Origin of the sequence: Pseudomonas sp. P129 (genome assembly GCF_020312195.1) — a bacterium.
Lineage (GTDB): Bacteria > Pseudomonadota > Gammaproteobacteria > Pseudomonadales > Pseudomonadaceae > Aquipseudomonas > Aquipseudomonas fragariae.
In genome coordinates this window covers 62,926-75,589 of sequence record NZ_JAGPYS010000003.1, presented here as the reverse complement: position 1 = coordinate 75,589, position 12,664 = coordinate 62,926, and the positions used below count along the sequence as shown (strand labels likewise).

Below are 12,664 nucleotides of genomic sequence, written 5' to 3'. Positions count from 1 at the left end.
GCCGCTTTCCAGCGTGCGGCATGATCGCGCTGGGCGGACAACTCGATGTTCAGATCGTCGAGGGCCAGCAGTTGACGCACGCCGGATTGCTCCCCGGATATGACATCGAGCTTGTTGCTGTATTCCTTGGTGATGACCCATGCGCTGCCCGCCAGCGGCAACATGAACAGCAGGAACAAGACCTGAAACTTGCGAGCAAAACCAAAATGTCCCATCAGGCGCATGCCTGGTGACAAAAGACTGTTCATGTCCTGCGACTCCCGGTGAACACCTGCCAGATCTGCACAAACAGAGGCGATGCCTTTTGTTGGAAAAACACTAACAGCAAAATGCCATGTTCTTGTTTCAATGGCGATACACATCGCCTCAGATTGGTACGCAAAGTGTCGCCATTCATTGTTTTTGGCGTCAAAAAGCTTCTCAAACGAGCTATCAGGCACATGCAAGCAAGAAGCGGACCGCTCAGCAGACAAGAAGAAGTGCTTTACGGCAGCCATTTATTCATCCCGCAAAAAGGTCAGAAAAAGTAAACTGGCCAACGACAATCAATCACTACGCAGCAGTGCTCCCCCATCAAGGAGGTCTTCATGACCACCCCACCCGCCTCGCCACGCATCGTCACGCAACCGTCCAGGCCGCATTTGAGCGCCGGTCAGAAGAAATTCAACACGCTGATGGAAAAGCTCGAAACCAGGCGCAAGCTTTTGCAGCAGTGGCTCGCGATTTCAGCAACCTGCGAAAAGCTGTGGATCGAAGAGTTGGTTCCGATGCTCCGTGAGCAGGCAGCGAACGAGATGAACAAGCTGCGCTTGCTTGACGTGGCTTTCGATCAGTTCCGCCTGGCCAAAAAAGACAGACATACGGTGCTCGAGATTATCTGCGTCCTGACCATGTCACTCATGGGCGGCGAACACGATGAAGAACTGAAGCAGCTCTACCTCAAATACACCGGCAACGACTACGACGAGGAGGAGCGCCTGCAAAACCAGCAGTTCAAAGCATCACTGGAAGAAAATCTGGGCGTGGAACTGGACGACGATGTCGACCTGGACTCCCTCGAGGACGTGACTCGGCATATTGAAGAGAAGCTCAAAGAGCAGGCCGAGCAAGCGCAAGGCGCACAGAAGCCGAAAAAGCCGACGGCCAGCGAACTGCGTCGTGAGCAGGAAGAGGCTGAAGGCAGCCAGTCCTTGCGCGAAATCTACCGCAAGCTGGCCAGCGCACTGCACCCGGACCGCGAGCAGGATGCCGATGAGCGCGATCGCAAGACAGCGCTCATGCAAAGGGTCAACGAAGCGTACGAGGTTGATGACTTGCTGGCGCTACTGAAGATGCAAATGGAGATCGAGCAAATCGACCAGAGCCACATCGACAGCATCTCCGACAAGCGCCTCAAGCATTTCAACCGGATCCTGAGCGAACAACTCAGAGAGCTGGAGGACGAGATCCACGACCGCAAGATGCTGATCCGTGAACGCTTCCTGATGGACCCGTACGAGGACCTCAAACCCAAGACCGCCAACACAAAGTGTGCCAGGCAGGTCAAAGCCATACGGGAGCACCTCGACGAGGAACAGGACGAACTGCAGGCACTGACCACCCCGAAAAGCCTTAAAGCCTGGCTCAGGGAGCGAAGGGAGATGGCCGAGATGCTGGAGAGGGCAGAAGAATTCGATGACCTGGAGATGCTCGACACCCTGTTCCGGTAAGCGCCCGGAACGACGTACCGACGAGGGCTGCCACCTAACCGGTTGATCGCACGCAATTATTTTTCACAACAACGCTTGACACATATGCGTTCTCCGAGAATAATGCGCGCCACTTGGCTACATAGCTCAGTTGGTTAGAGCATAGCATTCATAATGCTGGGGTCCGGGGTTCAAGTCCCTGTGTAGCCACCAAGTACCGATTCACAGTTTTCTTCTGATCACTGTGAATCAACAAGAAGCCCGCCTCGTGCGGGCTTTCTTGTTTCTGGCTGTTCACCTTTATCTCTCTCTATCCCCTTTCATCTCCCCTTATCCTTCCCAGCGTTGTCCAGCGGACAAGCTCACCGTGCCGTCGCTCGCCTTGGCATCGTCGCCTCAGCGGGTGAGCAGGCCACCGCGATGGGGATAACAGGCTGGCCCGACGGCACCGCCAGCACCGCTGCTCGGGTATGCCTCAACGCATGGATGAACGAGCATGGCGGTGCCGGTAACCTCGAAGGTGATGCGATCCTTGCGCGATTGCGCCAAGTCATCGAGCGCTTCGGCGAGAGCCGATTTACCCGCTGGGAATCGGCAGCGGCAAAGATCGACGAACACGGGCCGCGCACCATCGACCGGCTGGGCTTTCGCAAGACGATGGAGCACGGCCTGGGCGACTCCCTGCACACCACAAACACCTACTACGTGCTGCCCGAGTCATGGCGCTCGGAGATATTCCGGGGCATGAACATCAGTGCAGTGAACAAAGAGCTGCTACAGCGCGGGGTCATCGAGCGGGGGAACGACGGAAAAGCATCTGCAGCCCCTTGAAGCCGCGCTGGAAAATGAGCAGTCCATTGAGCCCGCCCAGGAGCGCGAACTACGCGACAAGTACAACGAGCTGAAAAGGCGTTTCGACTCGCGCAAGCATAACGCTGACCTGTTGGATCAGAAGATTAATCGTCGCGAGACCCTCGTCAACAGCCACTCCTTGATGGCCGGTCACATCGAGGCCATGAACAACTGGAAAGCCGATGAGCAGGAGCTCAATGAAAAACGTCAGAGCCTCAGCACCCGTCTAGAACAAATCAAGCAACAGGCCGTAGAGGACACGGCCAAGCCCGGCAGGCCGAAACGGACGCTGCGACCGCGTATGCACAGGCCGTCGCATGGGGCGACACCGAAGGTGAAAAGACCGCCAATGCCGATGCACAAAAAGCCGCAAAAAACCTGGCAACCGCCGCCGAGTATGATCGTCGGCAGGGCCTGATCATATCCGCGCTCAAGCAGGAGCTGCTCACCGTAGATCGATACATCGCCGAAGCGCAGGAAAAGCACAAGGGCATAGAACGCGACGCCCTGTGGCTTTCTCAAACAGTGCTGGAAGAGAAATGGAACGAGGCTGCTAAGACACTCTTCGATGTAGGCGGAAGACTCTGGGCGAATTACAACCTGCTCGGCATTGATCAAGTGAGCTTGCTGAAGTTGGCCGTTCCACAAGCAGGCGAAAGTGTGGGGAATTGGACGTGGCATGAACTATCCGACCGGGCGCGCAGCCACAGCGGGCAGGATCTGCTTCAGCTCAACGATATTTCGATACCTCAACAGGCTGCACTCGTGAGCCAACTGGAGCAACGAAAGGATGAAAGCAGTGAACAACACGGCGCTGATGTCGTCGAGGTATGGCTGAAGAAATAAAGCCGCTTCACCTGAAAAAGGGCCCAGACGGGCCCGTTTTGGTGTAGACGCTTTACTGGAAATACACAGTATTTCTAGCCCATCGCATCAAGATAATGCTCCATAGGATGCGCGGCTCTCTACCTATATAGTCACAGTCTGCTCTCGGCCAGAAGCCGTCACTGGACAGCTCTGCCGTCAGTCGCTAGCCTCAGCCGTCGCTAACATTCAGGTCTCTCACAAACTCTTCACATGCAGCCAAAAGTTAGGAGCCGGCACACCTATGGCCTACGAACTTCATATTGTCAGACCAATGGAAATAGCTCTTGAAGAATGGCAATCACTTTGCGCAAGTGATCCATCGATGAAGCTAGAAAACGAGTTGGCTCGCAGAAATCCCGTCACTGGTGAAACGATTGTTTCCAGCGGCAAAAACTCGGCAATTTGGACGTCTCCACTAACACAGCAACAGTATCTCTTTGATTATCGCAAGGGGGTGATTTCCTTCGTCTACAGCGATGCGGCAATCATTAAGGCTACGGAAATTGCGAAAGCACTCGCAGCCAGCGTTGAAGGCGATGAAGGTGAGGCATATTGAAATTGGCCTGTGATGGCCGAAAGCCGCCGTCCGCGACTGGCTGCTAGGGATCGAAAGCCTACGATAGCCCTGACACACTCCGGCTATTCCCCCGCTAGACCACGTAATAGCACACGAAGACCTTAAGTAGCACACAACGTTTACGACGTTGTCACGTAATAATAAAATCCGTAACTCATTGATATAAAAGTTAAAAGCATCTCCCTTGTAATCAGTAGGTCCCGGGGTCGACTCATAGTGCCTGCACCATACAACCAAAGGCTTGCGGCGATGCAGGCCTTTTGTTTGTCCGCAAAACGTAAAACTGTCGCCGATTAGGCCTGCACTATGCGCTGCCACTTCGAGATCCAACCGCAGCTAGGTACGCTCGTGAACGGTGACGCTCAACCCTGGCCAACCGCTCGGCTCGTTATCAGCGCGTGCAACCGTGTGCAGTCTCTAATGAATCCTGAATGCGGCTACAGCCCTCAATCTGCTTGCGTTGGAGAGGCTGGAACTGATCTGGCCACCGCTGCCCTGGTGCGCAGCTTTGGGACCGGTGTCGATTTGGAAAACCACCCTGCTTTTCGTGAAGTAAAATTGCCACTCGCTGAACAAAGGGACAAAGCTCGTGGCTAACGAGCGTGAGCTGTGATTGCGAGATTTGAATACTCACTGTTATTTCGACAACTCCCGCTTCCGGGCAGGAAGCGGGATGTACAGACTCGAAGGCGTGCCTATCTCGTTAAAGCGAGCGACCACCATCAACGATAATTTCTGTTCCCAACGTCCAACGAGACTCGTCCGACGCGAGGTACACCACCGCCTTAGCTACTTCTTCAGGCGTGCCAAAACGGCCAAATGGGATAGTCGCAGCAATATCTTTGTTGACCTGCTCGCGGTATGCATCGGGAATACCCGCCTTGTCGTACAGCGGCGTGTCGATCGGCCCAGGGCTGACCGCATTTACTCGTACACCACGCGGAAGAAGCTCGCTAGAGAGCGTTTTCGACATGCTTAGAAAGGCCGCCTTTGTTGCGGCATAAATGGATGAGCGCGGGGCGCCCAAGTGTGCACTGATCGAGGTGTTAAGAACCACCGATGCAGGGTTTGAGAAGACCGGCAGCAGTGCTTGCAGGAGGAAGTAAGGGCCTTTGACATTGATGTCAAAGGAGCGGTGAAACATCTCTTCGTTCCATTCTTCGATCGGCTTCCAGACGGATACGCCAGCATTGAGAAAGGCAATGTCGAGCTGCCCGTAATGAGACTGAACAGCCTGCGCCAGCTTCTTCTGGGCTGCGACACTAGCTGAGTCGGCTCGCAGCACCAAGACATCGCTCCCTAAAATAGCTTGAGCATTTGCCATGGACTCAGGATTAACACCTGTGACGATCAGGCGTGCGCCTTCGGCGAGAAATTGCTTGGCGGTCTCCAGGCCGATGCCGCTTGTACCGCCTGTGATGAGAGTACGCTTGCCTTGTAAACGGGACATGTAATTTCCTCTCTATTGGTTCGGCCAGCCGGACGGCTGACCTTCTGAGAGCAACTATGTATTCATGCCAGCGCGCTGATAAGATGGGCAAATAGAATAGATCTCATGCAAAATCTGCATGAAAAGAGGCGTGATGGACCGGTTGTTACTGATGGGCTGTTTTGTACGCGCTGTCGAGACAGGTAGTTTCTCTGCTGCGGGACGTGATCTAGGACTAGGGCAACCGAACGTCAGTCGTTACGTCGCTGCTCTTGAAGACCATTTGCAAACCAGGCTGCTTCACCGATCCACACGAAAGCTGATGCTCACGCCCGAGGGTGAACGGTACTACGCGGATGCGCGGCGTATTCTGGACTCAGTGGAACAGTCAGAGTCCTCACTGAGAGGGAACGTAGCGCCGTCTGGGTTACTGCGAGTCGCTTGCCCGACCGCATTGGCTCACACCTTCATCGTACCGCACGTGGCGAGCTTTCTAGCGCGTTATCCCGAACTGTCGCTCGATCTTCAAATCAATGATCGCTACGTCAATTTAATCGACGAGGGGGTAGAACTCGCGATTCGTATTGGGCACCTGGAGGACAGTGCAATGCGAGCCCGGCCACTAGCATCGTTCGAACGTGTGTGCGTTGCCAGCCGTGCGTACCTAGAAAAACGTGGCTCTCCCTCTTCGCCTGATGACCTGAAGGAACACGACTGCCTCATTTATACCCTCCTATCCACTGGAACCAACTGGCGGTTTAAGAACACTGATGTCCCGATCTCCGGACGACTGCGTGTCAACTCGCCTGAGGCGATACGTGAGTACGTCAATGCAGGATTGGGAATCGCGCAGGGGCCTCAATGGCTTTATGAGGAAGGGCTCAGAAGTGGCAATCTTCAATTGCTGCTTAACGAATACGTGGCGCCACCCGTCCCGATCCAATTCGTATACTTAGCGAATCGGCTGCTGCCCCAGCGAGCGATCGTTTTCATGGATTTTATGGCGGATGTTTTTGCTGCATTCCATGATCGCCCTAAATAGCCTAGAACACGGCCAAGGTGCGAACGGAGAACCATTTGCATGGGCGGCCCCTTGGGTGAAAATCGCTGCACACTCACCATTCTTGCTCGTCGACGGGGCTTTAAGTAGTCAGACCGGACTTCAGGGCTTGCCTCTCAAAAGTGTCCTGATTTATTGCCAAAGCCGATTCGATACATCTCTAAATCAAAGGTGCAACGCTCATCTCATGCGGTTAAGAAAACGGGGGCAGATTTATTTGGATAATCGACCGCTTCTGACCGATTTCTGCCAGTCACGAATGGCCGCATTCGGCCAAAAGCGGTCTTTGGGAACGACGCTTTAACATGTTCAAATCGCACCCGGTTAATGATCAGATTGTTCATTTTTAGGAAGCATTGTGAATGCCTGTTTTTGAAATTCTGTCGCTGGAAGCAATCGGCCCCGCGCGGCTTGGCGCTTCACGCGCAGCAGCAAGGGAAGCAATGTCTGCGAATGGATTCCCGCTTGAACGATCCTATGGCCGCGTCGATTATTTCTGCGAAGCCTCCATCCAGCTTGAGTACGGCCCTAGCGATCAAGTCCAGTTCATAGGCGTTTCCGGAAACTCTCAGCTCAACTTCACGTTTAGAGGGGTTGATGTTTTTTCCATATCTGCGACTGAATTGTTTTCACAAATGGCTGCCTCGGACGATTCCGGCTCCCATGAGTTCGACCGGTATGAGTACTGCTTTCCGAACCAGATACTCACGCTTTGGGATGCTGATGAACAATATGACCGTCAAGGCGGAGAAGAACGTGAGGTGTGGGGCCAAGTCGGGATTGGCAATGATGCTTATGTGGCAGCCATCGAAGCTATTGAGAAAAAGCTATAGCTCGCTAGACCGCACTCGCTTAGGAATGGGGTATTTAGGCTGCGACGGTCACCGCTGACCTGAAATCACCTTCGGTGACAGGTAGCTATGAGTCGATAGCTGCCTTCCGCGATTGGCCGCTTTCGACCGATGGTGTTGAAAAAGTCGCTCCGCTAAAACTGCCCGGATATTGACCGGGGAAAATGCAACTTTTGCACGTTGCTACGTGAAATCTGAGCCCGGAAGCCTCAACCAAAAATAAGGATTTCAATCTTAGACGCGTACTTTTCTGCCGTAGAAACCAAGGCCGACTTTTTCAACAGAATCGACCCAAAGCTGCCGGTCAGATCCCGTGGATGTCGGACAAATAGCCCAAACGCCTACGCATTCCCAGGCTGATATTTGAGAGGGTAAACTGAGCACCTTTCCATCTGTGTGGTACCAATATGGACATCAATCTACTGACCGAATCCATGCTTGGCCACTGGCGTGCTCCCTCGGGTGTCTGGCAATGTGAATTCCAGTTCGGCAGCCGATTGATTTACGTCCAGCACCACAATGACGAGCCACCTTACGCCAGGCTCGCCGCTGCGCAACGCGCGGTCAAGGCTACGTGGGATGATTTGCCCCAGGCACTGACGTTTGCCGAACAGCACTGTAAAGCACAGATGCCCGAACTGATGCGGTTGTACGAAACCCACATGTCGTGGGAATCTCCGTTGTTCGTGTACTCGATCCACTTCGATCTCGACAAACCTTACCCTAGCTATACCATTTCCAAGAATCCTGACTTCGATTGGGATCGCATCCTGATCGACGAAGATGAACTGTGCCAGGAACACAGTGTTTGCATGGAGCAATATGAGCCAAAGGATAACTTTTGGGTTTACGTCAGGCGCGTGGGGTTTCAGCAATTCGAGCTTGGGGATTAGCTTGGCAATCAACTATGTATACCCCCCAGCCCCTGAATCACCGCTGATTAAGTAGACACTGGAGAGTGTCCGCTTCTGGCCGAAAGCTGACTATCTGATTGGAAAGGCCGAGCTTGAAGGGTTGATAGGCAGTTGGTACGTTTGGGAACCTCTACTGGTGGGAGCCTGAAATGGGAACTGATTCCTCGCTACAGATCGAACGCGCTGCTTATGAGGAGTTTATCCGGCTCTGGAGCCAAGGGAGCTTCGAGCATCAGCGACTGGGTCAAGCGTTCTTCAACCACTTCAATCTACACAAACTCACCGATCAGGCCGGATTGCACGGTCTATACGAGGCCGACGGTGAGAAAGCTTCGGGCTTGATCTTGAGGCTTTTCCACCTTCACTGAGTGGCAGCTATCGACCGATTCTGTTGAAAAAGTCGGCTTCGAATTCCATGGCAGAAAAGTACGCGCCCGAGATTGAAATCTGAGTTTTGCGCAGAAGGTTCAGGAGTCAGATTTCACGTAGTAGCGTGCAAAAGAGATGTTTTCATACATCAATATTCGAGCGTTTTGGGCAAGCCGAATTTTTCAACAGAATCGACCCAAAGCGGACAGTCGCGACGTGCAGTAGTTAACCAATAGCTGTCTTTCGGCTGTCTTAAATGATCCAAGGGCAAGCGACGACAGCCTTCACTCATGCTGTAGAAACGGCCACCTCAGAAAGCCCTTGTACGATAAATACGCGGTATTCTGCCCCCTTCAACCGGTGCTTCAGCGCCTCCTGGTACAGAGGACTATCGTAAGCAGCCTTGGCATCCGGCAGGGTAGGAAACTGAAGGATAATGGCACCGTCTACTGGCGCACCTTCGAGTGTTTCAACTGCGCCGTAGAAGGCAAGTGGCGTGACGGGGTGGCCTGCCGATGCGGCCCCTGCGCTTTCCTCATACTTCCTGAATTCTTCTGGATCAGTGATCCGGTCTCTGACGTAAACAAGATAAGCGGTCATGGTCAATCCTCGATTGTCTAGGCCGCAGAGGTCGTTTTGACTGCGGCCCACAATGGGTAGCGGCTCAGTTACCAGAGCGATTAAGCAGCAGGCATATCGCCAAGGCGTTCGGCAAAATTCAGCTCAAACTCACCGACTTTGCCCAGCCCTGAGTCGAGCATTTTTCCGAATGCGTTCTGAGCTTCGGGCCACAGGTCTACGCCTTGAAGGATATGGTTCGACATCCACAGATCGCCTTCGGTAGGAACGCCTGCACGAGCGTTTACCATTTTCTTGCCTGTCTCCAGTGCGCGTTTCTCAAACCGTCCCATGCGGTGGGCGAGCGCATTGACGAAAGCGTCGAGTTCGGCATCAGGGAGTGCTCGGTTCACGAAGCCATATCGCTCGCCAATATCGGCGTCGAAATCGTCGGCACTGCAAACAATCTCCAGTGCGCGTGAGCGACCGACCAGTGCGGAAAGCCATTCAACACCGCCACCGCCTGGGATTGAGGAGCCGCCAACTTCAATCAATGCGAACTTCGCGCGCTCCTTGGATGCAAAACGCATATCGCAGGCCAATGCAAATTCAAAGCCCTGAGCACGTGCCCGGCCCCGTACCTTGGCGATGCTGATCACGGAGGACTGCGCAAGGCGGGTAACCCACTTTGGCCAGTTACCAAAGAATGGCATTGCCCCAGGTTGATCGGGAACGGTCAGCCGGTTTTCTACATCGTGGTGATTCATGAAGAAATCTGGGTCGGCACTCTCGAACACAACAACCTTGAGGTGCTCATCCTTCTCGATGTTGTCCATCAGAACGTTCAACTCAGCAAAAGTCGTCGGATCAAACAGGGCTAGCGGCGGATTGTTGAAGATGACGCGCCAGTAGGCTTGGGACTCAGCAATTATGGTCAAGCGGTTAGCAGTGTTCATATGTGTTCTCGGCTTTTGCGACCTGCGAGAGATCGACGTTTTTCAGAAAGGCCGCCTGTTGAGGCGACATGAACAAACGGTCAAATGTAAAAAGTGCCACCTTGTGTTGACCATGGTATGCCGTTGACCGGTTTGGATTAAGGCAGGTAACGTACATAACACTAATGACAAAATAGTCACTAATCTGGAGATGGTTTTGGAGACATTGAGTGGCCTGGAGATTTTCGTCGACACCGCGCAAAGCCAGAGCTTTGTTGCGACGGCCCGGAAAATGGGAATATCGGCGTCCGCCGTCAGTAAGAGCATCTCCAGGCTTGAGGAACGCGTCGGTGTCAGGCTTTTCCAACGAAGCACCCGGACGGTCAGACTGACGTCTGAGGGTGAAGTGTTTCTGGAAAGGTGCAGGCGCATCCTCGGCGAGATCCAAGCCGCAGAAGATGATCTTTCGGCGATGACAACCTCCCCTCGCGGGCGTTTGCGAGTCGGCTTAGCCTTGGTCGCAGGATTGCCTTTGCCGGTTATCTCCGCATTCATGGAGCGCTATCCAGAGATACAGCTAGATCTGGATTTCACTGACCGCATGGTGGATGTGATCGACGAAGGATTCGACGTGGTTATCCGTGGAAGCGAACTCCAAGATTCGAGGCTAATGTCCCGTCCACTAGGGCCCTACCGGTCATGCCTTGTAGCGTCCCCTGCTTACCTTCAAAACAGAGGTATTCCCGCCAAGCCCGCCGATCTCTTAACTCACTCCTGCTTGCACTACCGGTGGCAGAATTCGGGCAAGCTCTACCAGTGGCCTTTCAAGAAACAACAGGCCATTCAAGCAGGCGAGTCTCTGCCGGTCACTATGGTCTGTAGCAACGTAGAGGCGCTGATCTACCTTGCGCAGGCCGGTAGAGGGATCGCGTGCGTACCTGATTTCGCTGTCAAAGATAGCTTGGCTGACGGGCGTTTAGAAAAGGTACTTACCAACAGCCTTATAGGTAGTAGTACCTTTCACGTCGTTTGGCCTAGCAGTAGGCAAATGGCGCCCAAGGTGCGTGCATTTGTGGACTTCGCCGTAGAGAATTTTTCCAAGGGGCTGGTCAGCTAATTGCGATGGTCACTGGATGATTTGGCTCCGTAGACTCAGCGTGTCTGCTTCTGGTCGATGGTAGCCTGTCCGGACGGTCAACTTTCGCCCCATCGCAGTCGCTGATACCCCCCCCCGTCGATTGATGTGGGCGAGCACTTAAACATTGAAAGCAAGTGCCACGAGCGGGGTGCCGGCAGCAGCGACCATTCGCCAGTTCACAAAAGCGGCACATTCCACAAGCGCTTCAAATTGCTCAGGACAGCGGCGCTTGAAGCTCTTGGCATTGTCGATAACCAATGAAAGCGTTTGTCCGCGTTGAACGTGGATAGACGACATTCCTGCCCTGGGGTCATCAAGGTATGAAAGACAATCAACCCAGGCGTCCATATTGCGGCCGTAGAAGCTAGGAAAGCCGAACTTTTCTGCGAAAACACTGTGGAATGTTTGCCAGTCAGTAATCAGGTTTGCATCCACTTGCACCATTATCAGATTAACCTTCGCTACGTTTAAATAAACAGGTATGGCGGTCTCGCAAGGTGAAGTCAATTGCTGGCTGCATATTTGCGCGATCCAAGGCTCAATCCGCTAAAAACGACGTTGCAGTGGCCGCTTCTGGCCGCTAGCGGCAATCGTACGCGGTTGCCCGTACGGCACAGCGGCAGCGTTACACAGTTCCGTATTGTTACATCACATATACAGAAACTCTGGGTGAAGTGTTACAACTTTTTTATCCTTATTTTCCATATACTTAAGTATTACCGCTACACCTGAAACACCAGTTACACCGCATTTGAAGGGTCTGTCCCCCGCCCCCCATGAAGTGAGCCCCATCAGCGAATGGAATCCGGCATAAGCCGGGGGACCCTGAGAACTTCCGCCGCATACGGGGCAGGGAACCCGCGCATCTTGAGTAGCCGACGTTTTCACAGCTTAGTGAACTGGTGAACCCGGTGAACTCACCCAATCGGGTGGTGAACCCAGATGTTCATTCCTTCAGCTACTGATGTGCTGCTGTCAACCCGTCAACTGTCAACCAACGTCAACCGATCAGCAGCTACCAAACCCACGCGGGTTTCCTGCCCCGTACCTTTAAGAAAGCTCCAGGGTCCCCGGCACTTTTGGGGAAGGGAGGACGCGAAACCGAAGCTGCTCAGCTAGTCTCAGACGGATCGGCTCACTGAAGGGCCTGACGTTTGGGGAAATACTGTGGACATGATCGCCGTGCGCTCTGACGCAATGACTGCTGTAGGCTACGATCCGGCTACAAGAAGAATGAGCATCCGTTTCCAACAGGGTCATTCCTATGATTTTTGTAACGTCCCCCCAGCCATACACCAAGGCCTGATGTCAGCGGGATCAAAAGGCTCGTATTACAGCCGATACATCCGTGATCGATACCGCTGCTGAACGCCCCCTTAGCGTAGGGCTAAAATGAAGTAAACGGTCGGCAATGCTCCAGCCCCCC

General features: G+C 53.6%; 12 protein-coding genes, 1 tRNA gene and 2 pseudogenes. 11 read left to right on the top strand and 4 right to left on the bottom strand.

Annotated features, from left to right (window positions below):
* The first annotated feature begins 587 nt into the window (after window positions 1-587).
* The 5 genes and pseudogenes from KBY02_RS10070 (at window position 588) to KBY02_RS10050 (ending at window position 3,963) form a co-directional block, all read left to right on the top strand.
* Complete coding sequence (locus tag KBY02_RS10070) at window positions 588-1,709, top strand: J domain-containing protein (protein ID WP_225650278.1); 1,122 nt, start codon at window positions 588-590, stop codon at window positions 1,707-1,709.
* Window positions 1,710-1,824: 115 nt separating this feature from the next.
* Window positions 1,825-1,901 (top strand) — tRNA-Met (locus KBY02_RS10065).
* A gap of 126 nt (window positions 1,902-2,027) precedes the next feature.
* Window positions 2,028-2,507: pseudogene (locus tag KBY02_RS10060) on the top strand (DNA/RNA helicase, superfamily II protein); the annotation flags it as partial.
* Window positions 2,506-3,386: pseudogene (locus KBY02_RS10055) on the top strand (chromosome segregation protein SMC). The pseudogenes KBY02_RS10060 and KBY02_RS10055, both read left to right, overlap by 2 nt.
* 262 nt (window positions 3,387-3,648) lie before the next feature.
* Entirely contained in the window at window positions 3,649-3,963 is a 315-nt protein-coding gene (locus tag KBY02_RS10050) for a hypothetical protein (RefSeq protein ID WP_054092096.1), read from the top strand.
* Window positions 3,964-4,687: 724 nt separating this feature from the next.
* Here KBY02_RS10050 and KBY02_RS10045 read toward each other — a convergent pair.
* Window positions 4,688-5,434 (bottom strand): SDR family oxidoreductase, encoded by a 747-nt coding sequence (locus KBY02_RS10045; protein ID WP_024641717.1) that lies wholly within the window; start codon window positions 5,432-5,434, stop codon window positions 4,688-4,690.
* A gap of 133 nt (window positions 5,435-5,567) precedes the next feature.
* Here KBY02_RS10045 and KBY02_RS10040 point away from each other — a divergent pair, with 133 nt between their 5' ends.
* The 4 genes from KBY02_RS10040 to KBY02_RS10025 all read left to right on the top strand — a co-directional run bounded on the left by KBY02_RS10040 (window position 5,568) and on the right by KBY02_RS10025 (window position 8,606).
* Window positions 5,568-6,455, top strand: coding sequence for a LysR family transcriptional regulator (locus KBY02_RS10040; protein WP_024641718.1), 888 nt, complete (start codon window positions 5,568-5,570; stop codon window positions 6,453-6,455).
* 380 nt (window positions 6,456-6,835) lie between these two features.
* Window positions 6,836-7,306, top strand: coding sequence for a hypothetical protein (locus tag KBY02_RS10035; protein ID WP_225650276.1), 471 nt, complete (start codon window positions 6,836-6,838; stop codon window positions 7,304-7,306).
* Window positions 7,307-7,731: 425 nt separating this feature from the next.
* Window positions 7,732-8,217, top strand: coding sequence for a hypothetical protein (locus KBY02_RS10030; RefSeq protein WP_024660283.1), 486 nt, complete (start codon window positions 7,732-7,734; stop codon window positions 8,215-8,217).
* Between the two features lie 170 nt (window positions 8,218-8,387).
* Window positions 8,388-8,606, top strand: a complete 219-nt coding sequence (locus KBY02_RS10025) for a hypothetical protein (protein WP_024660284.1) — start codon at window positions 8,388-8,390, stop codon at window positions 8,604-8,606.
* Window positions 8,607-8,895: 289 nt separating this feature from the next.
* Here the strand turns inward: KBY02_RS10025 and KBY02_RS10020 are convergent, their stop codons facing one another.
* Both KBY02_RS10020 and KBY02_RS10015 read right to left on the bottom strand, forming a co-directional pair.
* Window positions 8,896-9,207, bottom strand: a complete 312-nt coding sequence (locus tag KBY02_RS10020) for a DUF1330 domain-containing protein (RefSeq protein ID WP_024660285.1) — start codon at window positions 9,205-9,207, stop codon at window positions 8,896-8,898.
* 80 nt (window positions 9,208-9,287) lie between these two features.
* Entirely contained in the window at window positions 9,288-10,121 is an 834-nt protein-coding gene (locus KBY02_RS10015; protein ID WP_024660286.1) for an enoyl-CoA hydratase/isomerase family protein, read from the bottom strand.
* A gap of 196 nt (window positions 10,122-10,317) precedes the next feature.
* Here KBY02_RS10015 and KBY02_RS10010 point away from each other — a divergent pair, with 196 nt between their 5' ends.
* Window positions 10,318-11,217 (top strand): LysR family transcriptional regulator, encoded by a 900-nt coding sequence (locus KBY02_RS10010; protein WP_080377168.1) that lies wholly within the window; start codon window positions 10,318-10,320, stop codon window positions 11,215-11,217.
* Window positions 11,218-11,355: 138 nt separating this feature from the next.
* Here the strand turns inward: KBY02_RS10010 and KBY02_RS10005 are convergent, their stop codons facing one another.
* Window positions 11,356-11,682: a barstar family protein gene (locus KBY02_RS10005; protein ID WP_024660288.1), complete on the bottom strand. Its 327-nt coding sequence runs from the start codon at window positions 11,680-11,682 to the stop codon at window positions 11,356-11,358.
* 729 nt (window positions 11,683-12,411) lie between these two features.
* Here KBY02_RS10005 and KBY02_RS10000 point away from each other — a divergent pair.
* A complete protein-coding gene (locus KBY02_RS10000) occupies window positions 12,412-12,606 on the top strand; it encodes a KTSC domain-containing protein (protein WP_225650421.1) in 195 nt (64 codons plus the stop codon).
* Window positions 12,607-12,664: the final 58 nt, after the last annotated feature.